We start from the raw sequence: 18,577 nt of genomic DNA on the forward strand, positions 1-18,577 counted from the left end.
AGGTAAAATCCATTTCCGTGCGCCGCCGTCTCTGCTTGCTTCGATAGCGCGTTTTTCCAGGTGTCCTGAGTGCAATTCCGATGAGCGTGGCAGCAATAAATCCAATTCGCGGTATCAGCTTCAAGGTGCTGTCGGTGATGCTGTTTTTGATGATGCAGACCTGCATCAAGTCGGCAGGCGCGGATATTCCGGCGGGACAGATTACCTTTTTTCGCTCGGCCTTCGCGCTGGTCCCCATTCTTATCTATCTTGCCTGGCTGAAGGATCTGCCAGGTGCCTTTTATACCCGTCATCCTTTCGGTCATTTCAAACGTGGCGTTCTCGGCATCCTGTCAATGGCCTGTGGTTTTTATGGCCTTGTGCATCTGCCAATGCCCGATGCCATCGCGCTTGGTTATGCCTCCCCGCTGATGGCGGTCATTTTTGCCGCCGTGTTGTTACGTGAACAGGTAAGGGTCTATCGCTGGACGGCCGTTTTCGTCGGCATGATCGGCGTTATTGTTATTCTGTTTCCGAAGCTGACTTTGCTACGCGAAGGTGGCTTTGGCAGCAGCGAAGGCATGGGCGCTCTCTCAGTCATGGCGGCGGCAGTGCTGGCAGGCATGGCGATGATCCAGGTGCGTCAGTTGGTCGTCAGCGAAAAGACCGCCACTATAGTTGTCTACTTCTCGATAACCGGGGCTGTGCTGTCGCTGTTTACGTTGCCATTCGGTTGGGTGTCACTCAGCGCCACCGATACGACGCTGCTCATCGCCTGTGGTATATTTGGTGGCGTGGCGCAGTTGTTCCTGACTGAAAGCTACCGCCATGCCGAGGTTTCGACCATTGCGCCGTTTGAATACAGCTCAATCATCATCGGGATCGGGATTTCCTATGTGATGTTCGGTGATATCCCGACATTCACCATGCTGGTGGGAACAGCTATCGTCATCTCAGCCGGTATCTTCATTATTTACCGCGAACATCGTCTCGGCCTGAGCCGCAAGGCAAGCAAGAAAGCCTCAACCCCACAGGGCTGATTTTCTTCACATAAATGCGTGGAGTTGTAATATAACTGTCTATTGCACCTGTTACCCGTTGTCCTGGTTGTTAAAATTTAGTTAAAAGACAATTCTAGGGTAATGCAGTTTTGCTAATGCTTGTGTTGCAGGCTGGCAAAAGCGGGAAATGGGGTTGAGCGTGGTAAAGTACATGGGCTGCTTTTGCAGTCAGTGTATTATCCTGTACGCTCATGATTGCGATGCATGCTTCAATCAGTGATTATAGTGAGACTACCAGGTTCGTTCATGTCGGGAGGATATCTTGAAAAGATATACGCCCGCTGAACTTGTAGAGCATCCGGCATTCGTTAGTGGCTTGAGTGATCTGGCGCAGGTTTTACGTGCCGTCTTCGCGGAAGGTCCACGGATGGCCAAGATGCTGGCCGCCCACCAACGCTGGTTGTTAAGTCAGGCCGGAATGGCGTTGCATCTGGAAAACGGCGAGGCTGGCCTAACAATTGCCTCCCTGCGCGATTTGATCACGCCCCATGGCATTGCCAGCCGTAACACGGTTCAGAACTTTCTCGAGCAGTTGGAAATCTACCGCTTCATCGAAGTAGTCGGTAAAAATGGCCGCTATTATCCGCGTCGTTACCGCGCGACGGACACAACCGAAAGCGCGATGTTCCGCTGGTATGCTAGCAATCTGATGGTGGTGGATGGCATGGATGGCGGCATGCGCGCGGCGCGGCTGATCAGCCAACCGCAATTGTTCCGGCTTGCTCATCCACGCGCCATTCGCAGTTGCATCGAATCCAAGGAATGGCGCGAACCGCCCGAGAACGTTGCAATGTTCATGTGGACGGAGGGTGGCGGTCTGGTGGTCGATGATTTTATCGCCCGCATCAAAAATGCCGATATAACCCAGAAACGGATCGATATTGGCTACGTCAACATTCCCGAACTTGCGACCGAGTTCATGATGTCGCGTACCCATTTCCAGCGCATGATGCGCAAGGCCATGGATATGGAGTTGATAGGCTGGTCAGACGATGCGCCGCGTTCTGGTATGTGGATATCGAAGCAGTTTCTGCATGACTACGCCGGCTGGCAAGCTGTAAAGATTGCTCATGTCAACAATGCATTCGTGACGGTAGTGGAAAGCCACGGTGATGAGATGACGCTGCCGCAGGTCAACCGCGACTGATTGTGCGGTCTTGCTGGCCGTCGATGGTACCACTGCGCTAATTGCGCTTTATTTCCAAAAAAAGCCCATAAAAACCAAAAGAGCGTCTTTCTGTCGAAAAACGCTCACGGTAACACAATTTTTAAAACATGACGCCGTTGGATCAGCGTGCACGAAAATCCGCAAAAACTTGCGAAGGGCGCGTTACACCATGCTGAACAGCATAGGCACGTGCGGTAATTTGTTCGTTCGTTGCCGAACCGAAACGGTGGTAACCCTGACTGGAGCGGGGGCCAACCCCTGCGAGCCTGAGTGTTTCAAAGCCGGAGTGAACCGGACGAAAGCGAGTTGTCATAGCCTTGGTTCCTTAAACCTATTTCCTCCCAAGACATGAGGTGCTTATGACAGCGGTCGTCGGATTCGACAATCAGGGTAAATGCGGCGCTGTTATGCGTTAACCGCATGGCTATTTTCATAAAACGTTTACAATGGTCAAAAACCAAGCATTTACATTTGAGCGAGACGGGATTTGAAAGACAATAAATCCTGCCAGGCCAATGCTTTACTGGCTGGAGCATTGAGTAATTCTTGCGGATGCAGGCTGGCAAGTGCCGGAATAATCGCGCCGCCAACGGGCACTTCACGCCACTGACCGCGCATTGTGTGGATGGTGCCGGTGCCGCCAAAGAAGAATCGCGCGGTAACGTTGCCCAAAAGCAACAGCAGTTTCGGCTCAAAAAGCGCGATCTGCCGCTCGATGAAGGGGCGGCAAATGTTCATTTCCGGCCCGGAAGGGGCGCGGTTGCCCGGCGGGCGCCATGGCACGGTGTTGGCAAGTGCGATCTGATTGCGGTCGAGATCGATCGCTGCCAGCATACGGTCGAGCAGCATGCCTGCCTTGCCAGAGAAAGGCAGACCATCGCGGTCGTCATCCGCATCCGGCATCGGGCCAATGATCATGACCTTGGAGCCCGGGGTACCCGTCGCAAACACGGTATTGCGCGCCCCGTTTTTAAGATTGCATCCGTTGAAGCTTTCAAGGGCAGTTTTCAACTCTTCCAGGGAACGGGCACTTTCGGCCGCAAATCGGGCCGCAGCCACCGCCTGTTCGTCTGGCACCGCCATATTAGGCATGGAGGGTGCCGCCGCTGGCGGACGTCCACCGGTCGTGGCAGATGGTTTGCCGGCATCGCTCCGTCCTGCCGTTTGGCCGGAGCGTGCGTTGTCCGTCTGCCGTACCTGCTGTTTGGCACGGCTTGCCTCAAACTCCGCAAACCGGTCAATGGCTGTATCCTCCAGCAACCAGTCAACGCCCGCATCTGCATGAAAATGCAGAAGCGCGGCGAGTTCGGCAGGGGATAGGTCATTTGCGGATATCATGAGGTCAACATAATGATCTGGCGGCGTAGATCAAAGTAAAAAGCGTCTTTGGTTACGCCGTCCAACGCTCAATGTCGCCACTCTCGCCAATCATGGCCAGACCGTGCGCAATCGACAGCAATTCTCCGCCGCTTTCAATCTTATCGGCGTCGAAACGCTGCGTGAAGATTTTACGTACCGCAGGAACGAAGGATGTGCCGCCTGTCAGAAAGACCTTGTCGATGCTGGATGCATCGGTGTTGGTCTTGGTCAGGACTTCGTCGAGCGCATCTTCGATCTTGGCGAGATCGTCGCTGATCCAGGTGTCAAAATCGGCGCGGCGCACGGTCTTGCGGCCGGACTTTCCGAGCGGCGAGAAATTGAACTCCGCCTCTTCATGCTGCGACAGTGCCATCTTGGTGGCCGAAATGGCCTGATAGAGCGGATAACCTTCGTCATGTTCAACCAGATCGATGAACATTTCCAGCTTTTCCGGCTCCAGAGCAGAACGCACCAGTGATTTTAGATCGGTGAATTCTTTTGACGTTTTGAAGATCGACAGCTGGTTCCAGCGGCCGAAATTGACGTAGTAGCCGGCCGGTACATCGAGAACCTTGTCAAAGCTCTTGAACTGGCTGCCTTTGCCGATCTCTGGCGAGACCAGATTGTCAATCATGCGAAAATCAAAATGGTCGCCGGCAACACCGACACCGGAGTGACCGATCGGTTTTGCCGAAAGCTGGCCGCCATTGGTTTCAAAACGAATGAGTGAATAGTCGGTTGTACCGCCGCCGAAGTCGGCGACCAGAACATTCGCATCTTTCTTGAGGCTCTGGGCAAAATAGTAGGCGGCTGCCACCGGCTCGTAAACATAGTGGATGTTTGGGAAACCCATGCGCGTCAAGGCTTCATTATAGCGCTGCAGGGCAAGGTCTTCATTTGGGTTGGAGCCGGCAAACCGCACGGGACGACCAGCTACAACGGTGCCGATATCACCGTTCCAGTTATCGCCTGCATAGGTCTTCAGCTTGCGTAGGAAAACCTCCATCAAATCTTCGAAGGTCTGGCGCTTGGCGTAGATCAACGTGCCCTGGAAAAGCGAGGAGGCGGCAAATGTCTTGATCGACTGCAGGAAACGGCAATCACCGGCGTGATCGATGAATTGGCGAATGGCGGCCTGACCGGCTTCCACGTGCAATGCCGCAGCACCAAGCGACGGATCTTTCATAAAGGAAAGTGCGGTTCGCATGCTGTCTGTGTCACCGGCCATGCTGCTGAATTGCATGGAACGGCTCTGCGTGCCGTTTTCAGAGAGAGCCATGACCGTGTTGGTCGTGCCGAAGTCGAGGCCGAGCGCCCGTGCCATTGCGGTATCCTTTGTCGATAAAATAGCTGGCCGGACTGAACGATGTCAGTCCCGCAAATAAAAAGGCGTCAATTGACACCTGTGATTTTTGAAGAGGGCGGGTGATCGCATAGGAGATTGTGAATGGCAAGCATGGCGCATGCGTTTTCTTAGGTCATGCCGCAATAAAGCCACGACGGTTGGCGCAATACGAAGATGGGGATGGACATGATTTGATGAAACGCACGGCGCTTGTTGTTTTGAGTAAAGCGCATCAGGAGGGCGACGTATGACGCAAACACTTTATCGTTCGGCATTGTTTTTTGGTTTGGTATCAGGCGTTTGTCTGAGTTTTGGTGCGGCCGGTGCAGCAGAACCGGTTCACTGCACGGTCATTCTGGATGTGGCGAGCCGGCAGGCTCTGCACCGTGAGGGGGATTGCGATAAAGCCTTTGCACCTCAATCGACTTTCAAATTTCCTCTGGCGATCATGGGTTATGATGCCGGCATTCTGAAGGACGCCACAACGCCGCGATGGGACTACAAGGCCGAATGGAAAAGGCCGAAGCGCGAACAGCAATCGGTCGATCCGACGATTTGGGAAAAGGATTCCATCGTCTGGTATTCGCAGGAAATTACCCGAAAGCTCGGCAAGCAGAAGTTTGCCGAATACGTCAAGGAATTCGAGTATGGCAATGCCGATGTCAAAGGCGTACCCGGTCATACGGATGGGCTGACGGAATCCTGGCTAATGTCATCGCTGAGGATTTCTCCTGATCAGCAGGTCGATTTCATGCGCCGCTTCGTGAGTGGAAAAATACCGGCCTCCAAACAAGCCTATGACAATACAAAGGCGATCATCCCGCAATTTACCGCCGCTGATGGCTGGTTGATCCACGGTAAAACCGGTTCCGGTCGTATTCGCAACAAGGTCGGCAAGGCGGATGGTAATAACTGGCTTGGCTGGTTTGTCGGCTGGGCAGAAAAGGGCGATCAGCGGGTGGTCTTTGCCACGCTGAATGTCCGGGAATGGACAACCAAGGAACCGATCAGCTTTGCGACCCGTGACGCGCTGATTGCCGATCTGCCAAAGCTGGTGAAATAATTTAGCGGATAAAGCGCCGTGCCACGAAGATCATGGCCAGCCCGGCAATCGCCAAAAGTGCGCCGCGCAACATCCATGGGCTTTGATTGATCATGAAGCTGGAGGCGGGGTAGGGGAAATAACCGCTACCCTGCCCAATCCAGATTGCGCCGATAAGCGTTAGAAGAACCCCAAGGACGGTCAGCGAAATTCGAAGCACCTGCATGATAAACCCCGAAAGAGACAAGGTCTCTATCATAACCTGAAGCGGTCTATCGCGCCATGGTCACAATCTCCCGTCGTTTACGCTTCAGCGTAATAACGAACGATCAGATTTGTTTCGTTTTCAGTGTCGGTATCCTGCGAAGCCTTTGACGCCGTTCCTTCAAACGTGCTTTTTTCGATCGCGTCCAAGACACCACGAATGATCTGGTCTTTCTGGGCGGCGATTGCACGATTGCGCAAGGCTGTGAATGCGGCGTCATTAACCACTCTGAAACTGCGCTCCAGCGCGGCGTCATTTTTCAAAACCAGTGGGTGAGAGGTGGGCGCTGACACAGACGAAACGGCTTTTGGTCTTGACTGAACCGGCGCGGCTTGCTGTTGCGGATTAGGGCCCGCTGCGGCAGGTGCCGTGGTGGCACTGTCAGCCTTGCTATCATTCTGCGCGCTATCGGTCTCGACAGTCGACGAGGGCGCTGCGTTGACCTGTTCACTGGGCTGAGATGCATCGGTCGGTTCCGGCGCTGAACCGGCGCTATCACCGTCTTCCGATATGTCGTTATCATCGACGGCGGAAGGCGGTTCCCCAGCCGCAGCTCCAGCGTCTGCCTCTGTGTCGCCATCGGGCTGAGTAGGCGCCGCAGAATAGGTGCCATCATCATCTTGTGCTGCGGTCTCTAGTGCCGTGTTTTCACCGGTTTGTGCATGTGTGCCCGGCGGCGTTTGCGAAGCCTGATTGCCGGAAGAAGAATTTGTGTTGCCGCTGTTGCCAATAGACGTTTGCCCATTTGAAGAGGTGGGCGGCAGAAGTGTTTCGAGCATGAAAGGGGTACCAGAACTATCAATGCCCCCCGTCTAACCTTCCACCCCCCAAAATTTAGTGGAATTGGGTAGCGTGATTTTATTAAAATACTGAGGTAATTGCGTTTTCCACAGCACAAAACAAAAGCGCGCCACAACCATGCCGTGGCGCGCTCCAAAGGACTTTGAACGAATTGATCGTTAGATGGAGCTTGCCGCACCGCCATCGACCCGCAACATGGTGCCGGTGATGTAGCTTGCTCCCTGCGAGCACAGAAACGCACCTGCTGCACCAAATTCATCGACAGTGCCGAGACGTGCAGCCGGAATGGTCTTGACGGACGATGAGCGGATTTCCTCGATGCTCTTGCCGGTGCGCTTGGCATTGGCGCCATCCAGTTCATCGATACGATCGGTGTGAATACGGCCGGGCAACAGCATGTTGGATGTGATGCCGAAACCTGCCACTTCGCTCGACAATGTCTTGCTCCAGCCAACCAGCGCGCCGCGCAAAGTGTTGGACAGCGCCAGATTGGGGATCGGTTCAAAAACGCCTGACGAGGCGACGGTGACAATACGGCCCCAGCCTTGCTCCTTCATCTGCGGCAGGAAAGCGCCAGTCAGTGTGATGACGCGCAGCACCATCGACTGGAAGAAGGTCTCGAGCTTTTCGGCTGTGATTTCTTCGGCAGTGCCGGGTGTCGGGCCGCCGGTATTGTTGATCAGGATGTCGATGCCGCCGAGTTTCTGTTTAACGGCATCAACCATCTCCGCCACAAAATTTGCCTCGGAAATGTCACCACGAACCCAATCGGCTTTGCCTTTGCCAAGCGCGTTGAGAGCTTGGCAATTTGCTTCCAGCTTTTCGCTGGTGCGACCAACCAGCAATACATTAACGCCTTCCTTGACCAGCGCAGTGGCAATGCCAAGGCCAAGACCGCGTGAAGAGGCGAGAACCAGTGCGCGTTTGCCGGAAATACCGAAATCCATGTGTCATTCCTTATGAAATCGAGACGTCATTGTTTGTATAGGCTGCGCAGGTCACGATTTGAAGGTCGAGACCTGCTTTGGTGCATTTAGGCAAATGGCACTTTGCCGGGATTGAACAAACCATCGGGATCGAGAGCCTGCTTGATCTGTTTTGCCAGACTGCGTTTTACCGGGTCGGCATAATTTTCGTAACCATACCGTTTCTCAAAACCCACGCCATGTTCGGCCGAGAAGCTGCCGCCAATTTCGCGCACATCGGTATAGATCGCATCCTGAATGCGAATGAGTTCCGCTTCGTCTGGCTCATCACATTTGACCGTCAGATGCAGGTTGCCATCGGCAATATGGCCATAGACATAAAGTTGGTAATCCGGATTCAGCACCTGAAACCGAGCATGTAGATCCGCGACATAGGCATCCAGCAGGGCAGGCGGTAAGGATACGTCGAAGGAGGGTGGATTGTTGTAGGACTGGTAATAGAAACCGGATTCCTCGCGCAGCGCCCAGATTTGTTTGGCCTGGTTGCTGGACTGCGCGACAATGCCATCGAGAATACCGATGTCCTCCCAGATATCGGCAAGGGCCGCTTCCAGATTGCCGCGAGCCGTTTCTTCATCTGTGGACGAAAGCTCAACGATAAAGGCGCAGGCGCTTTCCGGCAGCCAGGAAAGGTCAAAATTGCGCAAGGCGGCATGGTCACGGATAAACAGCGGCCACATCATTTCTGCCGCTTCCAGCTTGAGGCCCGTCATGTCAGTGAGACGTTCGGCAATGGCCAGCGCGCTTTTGGCATTATTGACTGCCAGCATGGCGGTGGCGCGGTATGGCCGCAAAGTTTCAAGTTTCAGTACGAGGCGTGTGATGATACCGAACGTGCCTTCGCTTCCGATCAGCAACTGCTTGATGTCAGGCCCGGCACTGACTTTGACTACGCGGGTCAGGTCACTGAATATCGTACCATCAGGCATGACGGCCTCGATGCCGAGTATCTGATGGCGCATGACGCCGTTACGAAACGCCAGCAAGCCGCCTGCATTGGTGGCCGCCATGCCGCCAATTGTTGCCGTTCCGCGCGAAGGAAGGTCAATGCCGGTGGTAAGGCCGTATGCCGCTGCCGCTTCCTGAAGGGCTTGCAACGTCATGCCCGCCTGCACTGTGACGGTCTTTTCTTCGATATTGATGCTATCAACGGCGTTCAGCCGTGATGTCGAGATGGCGATCTGCCCTTCATGGCTGACGCAACCACCAGCAAGACTGGTGCGCCCGCCGTGAGGCACAATGTTGACGCCCTGTTCGCGACACCATGTCACCAACGCAGCGAGGTCCACTGCACTAGAGGGAGACACCAGAATGCCAGCGCCAAAATTGTCTGGGTGTTCTCCGGGGTCGCGTCCTTGCAAGTCGGTATGTGTGGCTACGTGCATATCGGGGAAGGCAAATTTCAGCTTCGCTGCAAGGGTGAGGGCGGACGTGTCTGACATGAGCGGTTCGCTTCGCGGCGTGAATTCAGTTGGCAAATCAATAGCAGCCTGCGGTCAGGCGTCCAATGCAGTTTGAAGAATCCACTGATTTTGATGGCGATTTGCGTTGAAGGTCAAGCGTGATCATTTGCTTAAACGCGCCTTGACCGACGCTAAAACCGACCTTATTTGTATATTACGTGAACGTAAAAGTAATTTAATCGTCAGGTTGTCTGACAATAATGTGTGAATCGACATGACTTGCCGCATTCAGCGCTCGACAAGTGCTGTTTGCTTTGCCAAGAAAGAACCGAAAGACAGGGACGGGGTGGTCAACCCGGCGGGATTGAGAGGCTGATATGACAGAGCAACATGAACTTCCTGAACGCGAGTCGATGGAATTCGACGTTGTGATTGTGGGTGCAGGTCCTGCGGGTCTGTCGGCAGCAATTCGTTTGAAGCAGGTTAATCCGGACCTGTCGGTGGTTGTTCTGGAAAAGGGCGCCGAAGTTGGAGCCCATATCCTGTCCGGCGCGGTGGTTGATCCTATTGGTATCGACCGCCTGTTGCCCGGCTGGCGTGAGGAAGAGGGCCATCCGTTCAAGACCGAGGTGAAGGACGACCGGTTCCTGTTCTTGGGACCTGCGGGCTCAATTCGTCTGCCAAACTTCATGATGCCACCGCTGATGAGCAATCACGGCAATTACATCGTGTCGCTTGGTCTGGTCTGTCGTTGGCTGGCGGAAAAGGCGGAAGCTCTCGGTGTCGAGATCTATCCCGGTTTTGCTGCCAGCGAGGTTATCTATGGTGATGATGGCGCTGTCATTGGCGTTGCAACCGGTGACATGGGCATTGAAAGAAACGGCGAACCTGGCCCCAACTTCACGCGCGGCATGGCCCTGATGGGTAAATATGTGCTGATCGGCGAGGGTGTGCGTGGTTCTCTGGCCAAGCAGCTTATCTCGAAATTCGACCTGCAGAAAGGCCGTGATGTCCAGAAGTTCGGTATTGGCATCAAGGAACTGTGGCAGGTAAAGCCTGAAAAGCACAAACAGGGTCTCGTGCAGCACTCGTTCGGCTGGCCGCTGGGCTTTAAAACCGGTGGCGGATCGTTCCTCTATCATCTGGAAGACAATCTGGTGGCTGTCGGTTTCGTGGTACACCTCAACTACAAAAACCCGTATCTCTATCCGTTTGAAGAGTTCCAGCGGTTCAAGACCCATCCGGCAATCAGCGAAACCTTTGAGGGCGGTAAGCGCCTGTCCTATGGCGCTCGCGCCATCACCGAAGGCGGCTACCAGTCGGTGCCAAAACTTTCCTTCCCCGGTGGCGCACTGATCGGTTGCTCAGCCGGTCTGGTCAACGTGCCGCGCATCAAGGGCAGCCACAATGCCGTGCTGTCTGGCATGCTGGCGGCAGAAAAGATCGCCGACGCGATTGCCGCAGGTCGCGCCAATGATGAAGTTGTCGAGATCGAAAATGAATGGCGCCTGGGCGATATTGGCAAGGACCTGAAGCGGGTTCGCAACGTCAAACCACTGTGGTCCAGGTTCGGCACGTTGCTGGGCATTGGCCTGGGTGGTCTCGATATGTGGATCAACCAGATTTTCGGCTTGTCAATCTTCGGCACCCTGAAGCACGGAAAGACCGATGCGGAAAGCCTTGAGCCTGCTGCGAAACACAAGCCGATTGCCTATCCGCGACCAGATGGCGTGTTGACCTTCGATCGCCTGTCATCGGTGTTCCTGTCTTCCACCAATCATGAGGAAGACCAACCGGTGCATCTGCATGTCAAGGACATGGATTTGCAGAAGCGCTCCGAGCATGATGTCTATGCAGGGCCTTCGACACGTTACTGTCCGGCAGGCGTCTACGAATGGGTCGAGAAGGATGGCGAAGAAGTCTACGTGATCAACGCGCAGAACTGCGTGCACTGCAAGACCTGTGACATCAAGGACCCTAACCAGAATATCAACTGGGTTCCGCCACAAGGCGGCGAAGGGCCGGTTTACGCCAATATGTAAGATGGCCCGGCCCGCACGGACCGCCGCCAGCGAGGATGTTCGGCGAAGGGCCGGTCTACGCCAATTTGTAAAGATGGCCCGGCCCGCACGGACCACCGTCAACAACGAGAAGGCCAGGGTGTGAAAATGGATGATCTTGTCTCGTTTTCCATCCGGCCTGCGCGACGCGATGAAATAGAGGCATTGAGACAGATTGAGCTCGATGCCTTTTTTGCGCTTCGCGATGCTGGCGGTATTCCGGGCGAACCAAGCGCCACATCGGCTGACAGCCTTCGCGTCATGCTTGAAAATGGTCTTCTTGTCGTGGCCGCAAACAGTGAAGATCGCCCCTTGGGTTTTCTCGGTGCAACGCAGATCGGTGATGAACTCTACATCAATGAAATCGATGTCTTGAGGGCAGTGCAAGGCAAGGGGCTGGGCAAGGCTCTGATTGTCTGGGTTGTCGAAGAGATGGGGCGACGCCGACTGCGACGTGCGACGCTGACCACCGACCGGTTTGTGCCGTTCAACGCGCCGTTTTATGCCCGAAAGGGTTTCCGTGTGCTGGCAGATGATGAACTGTCGTCTCATCTGCGGCAAACACTGGACCACCAGATTAAATGTGGTCTTGATCCTGCCCGCCGCGTCGCCATGGCTTGGGTTAAGCACTAAATCCACAACCGCGTGCAACGGCCTGTTGAATTCCCTGCGTTTAACCATGACATGTGGGGAGGTGCTGATATAATGCTGTGGCGCATATCGCGTCCTGGGGTGGTGTTATGGACTTTGGTGTTAAATGCGGCGTTATCTCCTCTGGCCTTAAAAGCAGATGGCTATGGTCTGCTGTTGCGGCATGCGGTTTTCTATCGGTCATGACCTCAGCGCATTTCACTGCCGCCGCCGATTGCCGGTCTGATCCGGCCCCCGGCGTGGACTGGAGCCAGTGCAACAAGCGACTGCTGATGCTCGGTGGAAGCAATTTCGAAGGTGCCAACCTGCAGGGCACTGATTTCACCTATACAGACCTGCGTGAGTCGATTGTGAAATCGGTGAACTTCACCAAGGCGAAGCTGGTCAGAACGTCACTCGCAAATACCGATCTTGCAGGCGCAACACTCAACAAGATTGAAGCCTACCGCAGCGATTTCACCAATGTGAAGGCCGACAAGGTGCCATTCGTGAACGCGGAAATGCAAAGAGCCGATTTTACCGGCGCACATCTCGCTGGCGCGGATTTTTCGAAGGCCGAACTCGGCCGGGCAAATTTTGAGAACGCGGTGCTGGATGACGTGCATTTCAGCATGGCAAACTTGTCTCGCGCGCGCTTCATCGGTGCAAAGCTTGGCGGCGCGGTGGATTTGCAGAACGCATTTCTTTTCTTGGCACGTTTTGAAGGCGTCGACCTGTCGAAGGTCTCTGGATTATCTCAAGGCCAGCTTGATCTCGCCTGTGGTGATGCAAACACCAAGCTACCGGAAGGCCTTACGGCATCTAAAGAGTGGCCCTGCCATCCAGACGAAGACCCGTCATGATGAAAAAAATCCCCCTGACCAAAGGTTAGGGGGATTCAAGATCATCAGAAGCCGGACAGGACTATCTTGCCCTTTGCCGTGCCGCTTTCAATTAGCGCATGGGCTTTTTTCAGGTTGGCGGCATTGATGCTGCCATAGGTTTCCGTCAGCGTTGTTTTGATTTTCCCTGCATCGACAAGTTCTGCGACATGGCTCAACAACTTGTGCTGTTCGATCATGTCAGGTGTCTGGAAGACGGCGCGTGCGAACATCATTTCCCAGTGCACCGACAGGCATTTACGCTTGAATGGCATGACGTCGAACCCGCCTTTGGGATCATCAATCAATGCAAAACGGCCCTGTGGTGCGAGCAAGGTCACGCTTTCGCCGCCATGAAGATCGCTCTGTGTTGTGGAAAACACGAAGGAAGGTGCGCCTATTCCAAGTGCCTCGACCTGCTTGGCTATCGGCTGGCTATGGTCGATGACATGGTGAGCGCCAAGTTCTTTTGCCCATTCTTTCGTTTCCGGACGTGACGCCGTTGCGATGATCGTCAGATCGGTCAACTGCCGCACCAGTTGGATGGCAATCGAGCCAACACCACCGGCGCCACCAATGATGACGATGGCGTTAGCGCCACCGGAAACCGGCTCATTGATATCAAGGCGATCAAACAGGGTTTCATAGGCGGTGATGGCTGTGAGGGGCAGGGCAGCCGCTTCTTCAAAGCTCAGGCTTTTGGGCTTTGCGCCGACAATGCGCTCATCCACCAACTGGAATTCACTGTTGGAGCCCGGCCGGTTAATGACCCCAGCGTAATAGACCTCGTCGCCGGGCTTGAACAGGCTGACCTTGTCGCCAACCGCCTTGACCACACCCGCCGCATCGAAGCCGAGCACACAGTGCTGGCCATCTTCAGGAACAGCACTTTTGCGCACCTTGGTATCAACGGGGTTCACAGACACCGCCTTGATCTCGACAAGCAGGTCGTGACCGGCGGCGACAGGAACCGGCAATTCAATGTCCAGAAGGGACGTTTCGGCAGTGATGGGTTGAGGGTTCAGATAACCGACGGCACGCATGTAAAGCCTCCTTGCTTGTTTGCATGCATGGTAATTGATACATATGAAATGAAACCGCAAGAATGCACAAATTCTGTATATACGCACAAAAAGGATACTGTGATGTCTCGTCCTCGTGCAAAATTGACTGGCAACTTTCCCGGCTGTCCCGTTGAATCCACGCTGAGTTTTCTCGATGGCAAGTGGAAGGGCGTCATCCTCTATCACCTGCTGAATGGTGGCACGCTTCGCTTCAACGAACTGCGTCGCCACATTCCAAGCGTCACCCAGCGCATGCTGACCAAGCAGTTGCGTGAGCTGGAAGAAGCAGGTCTGATTTCTCGCAAGGTTTTTCCCGTCGTGCCGCCTCGGGTGGACTATACGCTGACGCCACTGGGCCTCAGCATGCAGCCGGTTATCGCCGCCCTGAAAACCTGGGGTGATAGCCACGTCGTTTGCGAGAATGGCACGAAATACGTCCGCACACCGGATGGCAGGAAGGAACTGGCAGCCTGAGCTGCCAGTCTTTTGATCAGAGCACGGTGCCGCTGAGGATCAGCAGCGCGACACTGAAGTAGATGACCAGACCCGTGACATCGACAAGGGTTGCCACGAAGGGTGCCGAGGCGCTTGCTGGATCCAGACGCAGTTTCTGCAGGATGAATGGCAGCATGGAACCACAGATCGAACCGAAGCTGACGATGCCGACCAGCGCGGAAAATACCGTGAAGCCAACCAGCAGCCAGTGTTCGCCGTAATCGTAAAAACCTGCCTTCTGCCATACGGTCAGCCGCAGGAAACCGATTGCTCCGAGTATGGTGCCCAGCATCAGGCCGGTTGGCAGTTCACGCAGCAGAACACGCCACCAGTCGGAAAGCTTTAGCTCTCCCAGCGCCAATGCACGAATGATCAGTGACGTTGCCTGCGAACCGGAATTGCCGCCGGAGCTCATGATCAACGGAATGAACAGTGTCAGCACGACAGCCTTTTCCAGTTCACCCTCAAAATGCTGCATGGCGCTTGCTGTCAGCATTTCACCGATAAACAGCGCAGCCAGCCATCCGGCACGTTTGCGGATCATCTCTGGAAAGCCGATTTTCATATAGGGCTTTCCAAGCGCCTCCATGCCACCGAATTTCTGTGCATCTTCGGTCGTGTCGGCAATCATCGTGTCGATCACATCATCGACGGTCACAATGCCAAGAACATGTCCGTGCTCATCAACGACGGGCAGGGCCAGCAGGTTGTGCTTGCGGATCAGCTTGGCTACCACTTCCTGCGAGGCCAAGGGATCGATGAAAACAACACTTTCTGCCTGGGCGACCGACAGGATCGAGGCTTCTGGCTGACCGGTCAGCAGGCGGCGTAGTGTCACGACATTTGTCAAAACGCCGTCATGGCTCAGCACATAGATGGCGTAGACCGTTTCGCGCGAACGACCGACTGTGCGGATATGATCAAGCGTCTGCTCAACGGTCCAGTCATCAGGGACGCTGACAAACTCCGTGGTCATGATGCTGCCCGCAGTGCGGGGCGGATAGTTCATCAGATGCTGTATGGCGAGTGCCGTTGTGCGGTCCAGCCGTGAAGACAGCCGGGCGCGCTCACCGTCTTGCATTTCCTGCAAAAGGTCTGCGACACGATCGTTTGCCATGGTGTTCAGCAGGCGAACGGCAACGTCGACCGGCATCGCGTTGATGATGGCGGCGGCGTGATGCAGCTCTGGCCGAGCCAGAATGGCCACGGCTTTTGGCTGTGCCATGGTGGAAAGGGCAGATGCAGCCTGTGCCACGTCAAGCGTGTTCAGCTGGTCTACACGTTCTGCAATGGTGAGGCCTGTTGCATGGGTGCCACGAAAGAGGCGTGCAGCCTTGCTGGCTCTCTGGGAGAGGGTGTGAAAGTTCATGATTGCTCACCTTTCTATCGATCCGCCGATTGCGGCAGATCGTGGTGAGCCGACAGGAGTCAGATCAGTGCACGAACGCCGTTCTCGGCAAAGGCAATCGACTACTACTGTCGCTAGACATCTAATGATGCTCCGGTTGAAATCCGCGCGATGAAAAACCATGCGCGTAAGGCATGTGTTGCGCCTGAAACGGCCAATAGTCAAGAAGAGAATAATTACGTTTTTGCAAGGCTGCATTGCTTTGGCACGCGTTTCGAAAAACGGTGCCAAAGCAATGCGCTAAGGGGTCAGTTCAGGCCGCTTTTGCGCGTTTGTCGATGGAGACGGAAATCGCAAAAACCACAAGGCCAGCGGCTGAGAGTGCAGCGCCGACATAACCGGTTGCAGCGTAGCCGTAGCCCCACGCAATCACCAGACCGCCGAGCCACGCGCCAAGCGCATTGGCGATGTTGAAGGCGGAGTGGTTGGAGGCGGCGGCCAGCGTCTGTGCATCCGCTGCAACGTCCATCAGGCGGGTCTGAGCAGCCGGGCCAGCTGCAAAGCTACAGCCAACAAGGAACACGCAAAGGCAAAGCATGAACCAGTTATCAGCTGTCAGCGAGAACAGTGTCATGACCAGAATGTTGAACACCAGCATGCCACCAATCGTGCCGGTCAGCGAAATATCGGCAAGGCGTGAACCGATGATGTTACCGACATTCATGCCGATGCCGAACAGCGCCAGAACGATGGAAACCGAAGCAAGAGGCATCATCGCAACATCCGTCGTTGTTTTGGAGATGTAGCTGAAAATCGAGAACATGCCGCCGAACCCGACCGAAACGATCAGCAGAGTCAGCCAGACCTGAACGCGTTTGAATGCACCAAGCTCACGCGCAATGCTGGCGCCTTCGGCAACCGTGTCGCGAGGCTGGAACAACCACACCAAGCCAACCGTCAAAAGCCCGATACCACCCACCAGCATGAAGGCTGCGCGCCAGCTCATCAACTGGCCGATAAATGTCGCCAGAGGTGTGCCGAGCAGTGTTGCAATGGTCAATCCCAGCATTACACGCCCGACAGCTCGGGTTCGTTTGTGAACTGGTGCCATGGAGGCGGCGACCAGAGCGGCAACACCGAAATAGGCGCCATGTGGCAAACCGGTTATGAATCGCAGTGCGGTGAAGGAGGCAAAGTCCGGAGCTACGGCACTCAGGATGTTGCCGATGGTAAATAGTCCCATCAGACACAGCAGCAACGTACGACGGCTGAGGCGTGCCGACAGAACCGCAATGATCGGAGCACCGACCACAACACCCAGTGCGTAAGCGGTAATCACATATCCGGCCTGCGGAATGCTGACCCCATAGGTGCTGGCCACTTCCGGCAGCAGACCCATAATGGCGAATTCACCGGTACCGATACCAAAGCCGCCGGCAGCCAACGCAATTTCGATAAGCGCGATTGCAAGGGGCGATAACTTGGCCGCGTCACTCGCGGAACCGGATGATTGCGCACGTGTATCGTGCATGACGGACTCGGTCATGAGGAAACCTGATATGTGAACTGTATTCGGTGCGGGAGCTGCAACGATGCGCAGGGACTGGAAACTGGTCACCAAAATGACCTGATCTGACGTTTATCATTTGATTGTGCGGTGCGGTAGAGGATTCGCATCAAAAATGGCATCAGACGATTTTTATCTGGAACAGAATTTCAAACTGGGTGTTTTCTCGCCGCGGTAACGGGCGGCCCGTCTGTGGGGAACAGAGATGAAGTTGATTGCTATATTCAACCGCGACGGCGGTACGTTCAAAACAACTGACATGACTGAATATTGCTCTCTGGTACAGACAACGTTCCGCGGCGCAGGGCATGATATTGAATGCCGCCTTGTTGAAGGCCCCAATATCGTCGAGGAAATGGAAAAGGCAGCGGCAACACCAGGGCTCGATGGCCTGATTGCCGGTGGCGGCGATGGCACCATCTCGGCTGCTGCCGGTATTGCATGGAAAAATGGTCTTGCACTCGGTGTCGTTCCCGCCGGTACCATGAACCTGTTTGCCCGTTCGCTAAAGCTGCCGCTTGATATAAGGGCGGTCGTTGACGTGCTGGCGGAAGGTAATGTGCGTGACGTGGACATTGCCAGCGTCAACGGACGCCCTTTTGTACACCAGTTTTCCGCTGGTCTGCATGCCCGCATGGTGCGTTATCGCAACAACATGGCCTTTGCCTCAAGGCTCGGCAAAATACAGGCGAGTGCCCGTGCGGCGCTGGGTGTCGTGCTCAATCCACCGGTCTTCGATGTCGAATATATGGTCGATGGCGTGATGCGCCACCGGGAGGTCTGCGCCATTTCTGTCTCCAACAATGAGTTTGGCGAACATCCCTTTCTGGTGCCGGATGATGTTGCCGGTGGTCATCTGGGTTTTTATCTGGCCGACGTCATGACGCCACCGGGCGTGGTGCGGCTGGCCTTTGATATCTTGCGAGGCAAGCTGAAGGAAAATGCTGCGGTCACCTCAATGACCACGCCGGAACTGGAGCTGCATTTTCCCAAAAGCCGCCGCGATGTGCGCTGCGTTATCGATGGCGAGTTGCTGCCGATGGAACGGGATGTGCTAATCAAGCTGCATCCCGGGGAATTGAAAGTGTTCACGTCCCCGGTTATCCAGCAGGCTGCTGCCTGA

The 18,577-nt window shown here is 55.0% G+C and carries 18 protein-coding genes; 8 read left to right on the forward strand and 10 right to left on the reverse strand.

The window, feature by feature from the left end; all coding sequences use genetic code 11:
• Positions 1-80: 80 nt before the first annotated feature.
• Positions 81-1,019: a DMT family transporter gene (locus PYL13_RS06030; RefSeq protein ID WP_250983025.1), complete on the forward strand. Its 939-nt coding sequence runs from the start codon at positions 81-83 to the stop codon at positions 1,017-1,019.
• Between the two features lie 283 nt (positions 1,020-1,302).
• On the forward strand, positions 1,303-2,187 hold the full coding sequence (locus PYL13_RS06035) for a hypothetical protein (protein WP_275640752.1): 885 nt from the start codon (positions 1,303-1,305) through the stop codon (positions 2,185-2,187).
• A gap of 142 nt (positions 2,188-2,329) precedes the next feature.
• On the opposite strand, the gene PYL13_RS06040 is transcribed toward PYL13_RS06035, so the two are convergent.
• The 3 genes from PYL13_RS06040 to PYL13_RS06050 all read right to left on the reverse strand — a co-directional run bounded on the left by PYL13_RS06040 (position 2,330) and on the right by PYL13_RS06050 (position 4,891).
• Positions 2,330-2,521 carry a hypothetical protein gene (locus PYL13_RS06040; protein WP_192487344.1) on the reverse strand — a complete coding sequence of 64 codons (192 nt, stop codon included), beginning with the start codon at positions 2,519-2,521 and terminating at the stop codon, positions 2,330-2,332.
• A 152-nt stretch (positions 2,522-2,673) separates the two neighbouring features.
• The gene (locus PYL13_RS06045; protein ID WP_275640753.1) at positions 2,674-3,546 is read right to left on the reverse strand and encodes a uracil-DNA glycosylase; all 873 of its coding nucleotides are present in this window, start codon (positions 3,544-3,546) and stop codon (positions 2,674-2,676) included.
• 52 nt (positions 3,547-3,598) lie between these two features.
• Positions 3,599-4,891 carry an Hsp70 family protein gene (locus tag PYL13_RS06050; protein ID WP_259145512.1) on the reverse strand — a complete coding sequence of 431 codons (1,293 nt, stop codon included), beginning with the start codon at positions 4,889-4,891 and terminating at the stop codon, positions 3,599-3,601.
• A gap of 268 nt (positions 4,892-5,159) precedes the next feature.
• Between PYL13_RS06050 and blaOXA the strand changes: the two genes are divergently transcribed.
• Positions 5,160-5,975, forward strand: coding sequence for a class D beta-lactamase (gene blaOXA / locus PYL13_RS06055; RefSeq protein ID WP_259145511.1), 816 nt, complete (start codon positions 5,160-5,162; stop codon positions 5,973-5,975).
• A gap of 1 nt (position 5,976) precedes the next feature.
• Here blaOXA and PYL13_RS06060 read toward each other — a convergent pair whose 3' ends face one another.
• From PYL13_RS06060 to PYL13_RS06075, 4 genes are all read right to left on the reverse strand, one after another.
• A complete protein-coding gene (locus PYL13_RS06060) occupies positions 5,977-6,180 on the reverse strand; it encodes a hypothetical protein (RefSeq protein WP_250983020.1) in 204 nt (67 codons plus the stop codon).
• 77 nt (positions 6,181-6,257) lie between these two features.
• Positions 6,258-6,998 carry a hypothetical protein gene (locus PYL13_RS06065; protein WP_275640754.1) on the reverse strand — a complete coding sequence of 247 codons (741 nt, stop codon included), beginning with the start codon at positions 6,996-6,998 and terminating at the stop codon, positions 6,258-6,260.
• Positions 6,999-7,178: 180 nt separating this feature from the next.
• On the reverse strand, positions 7,179-7,967 hold the full coding sequence (locus PYL13_RS06070; protein WP_275640755.1) for an SDR family oxidoreductase: 789 nt from the start codon (positions 7,965-7,967) through the stop codon (positions 7,179-7,181).
• An 86-nt stretch (positions 7,968-8,053) separates the two neighbouring features.
• Positions 8,054-9,448 carry an FAD-binding oxidoreductase gene (locus tag PYL13_RS06075; RefSeq protein ID WP_275640756.1) on the reverse strand — a complete coding sequence of 465 codons (1,395 nt, stop codon included), beginning with the start codon at positions 9,446-9,448 and terminating at the stop codon, positions 8,054-8,056.
• Between the two features lie 338 nt (positions 9,449-9,786).
• Here PYL13_RS06075 and PYL13_RS06080 point away from each other — a divergent pair, with 338 nt between their 5' ends.
• From PYL13_RS06080 to PYL13_RS06090, 3 genes are all read left to right on the forward strand, one after another.
• Complete coding sequence (locus PYL13_RS06080) at positions 9,787-11,451, forward strand: electron transfer flavoprotein-ubiquinone oxidoreductase (RefSeq protein WP_275640757.1); 1,665 nt, start codon at positions 9,787-9,789, stop codon at positions 11,449-11,451.
• Positions 11,452-11,577: 126 nt separating this feature from the next.
• Positions 11,578-12,102: a GNAT family N-acetyltransferase gene (locus PYL13_RS06085; RefSeq protein WP_275640758.1), complete on the forward strand. Its 525-nt coding sequence runs from the start codon at positions 11,578-11,580 to the stop codon at positions 12,100-12,102.
• 107 nt (positions 12,103-12,209) lie between these two features.
• Positions 12,210-12,962 (forward strand): pentapeptide repeat-containing protein, encoded by a 753-nt coding sequence (locus tag PYL13_RS06090; RefSeq protein WP_250983014.1) that lies wholly within the window; start codon positions 12,210-12,212, stop codon positions 12,960-12,962.
• Positions 12,963-13,006: 44 nt separating this feature from the next.
• On the opposite strand, the gene PYL13_RS06095 is transcribed toward PYL13_RS06090, so the two are convergent.
• The gene (locus tag PYL13_RS06095; protein WP_275640759.1) at positions 13,007-14,023 is read right to left on the reverse strand and encodes a zinc-binding alcohol dehydrogenase family protein; all 1,017 of its coding nucleotides are present in this window, start codon (positions 14,021-14,023) and stop codon (positions 13,007-13,009) included.
• 102 nt (positions 14,024-14,125) lie between these two features.
• On the opposite strand from PYL13_RS06095, the gene PYL13_RS06100 reads away from it, so the two are divergent.
• Entirely contained in the window at positions 14,126-14,518 is a 393-nt protein-coding gene (locus PYL13_RS06100) for a winged helix-turn-helix transcriptional regulator (RefSeq protein WP_259145502.1), read from the forward strand.
• Positions 14,519-14,534: 16 nt separating this feature from the next.
• Here PYL13_RS06100 and mgtE read toward each other — a convergent pair whose 3' ends face one another.
• Together mgtE and PYL13_RS06110 are read right to left on the reverse strand one after the other, a co-directional pair.
• A complete protein-coding gene (gene mgtE / locus PYL13_RS06105) occupies positions 14,535-15,908 on the reverse strand; it encodes a magnesium transporter (protein WP_259145501.1) in 1,374 nt (457 codons plus the stop codon).
• A 292-nt stretch (positions 15,909-16,200) separates the two neighbouring features.
• Entirely contained in the window at positions 16,201-17,433 is a 1,233-nt protein-coding gene (locus PYL13_RS06110) for an MFS transporter (RefSeq protein WP_409515523.1), read from the reverse strand.
• A gap of 226 nt (positions 17,434-17,659) precedes the next feature.
• Here PYL13_RS06110 and PYL13_RS06115 point away from each other — a divergent pair, with 226 nt between their 5' ends.
• Positions 17,660-18,577, forward strand: coding sequence for a diacylglycerol/lipid kinase family protein (locus tag PYL13_RS06115; protein ID WP_275640760.1), 918 nt, complete (start codon positions 17,660-17,662; stop codon positions 18,575-18,577).

The sequence above is a fragment of the Agrobacterium sp. Azo12 genome (assembly GCF_029193765.2).
Taxonomy (GTDB): Bacteria; Pseudomonadota; Alphaproteobacteria; order Rhizobiales; family Rhizobiaceae; genus Agrobacterium.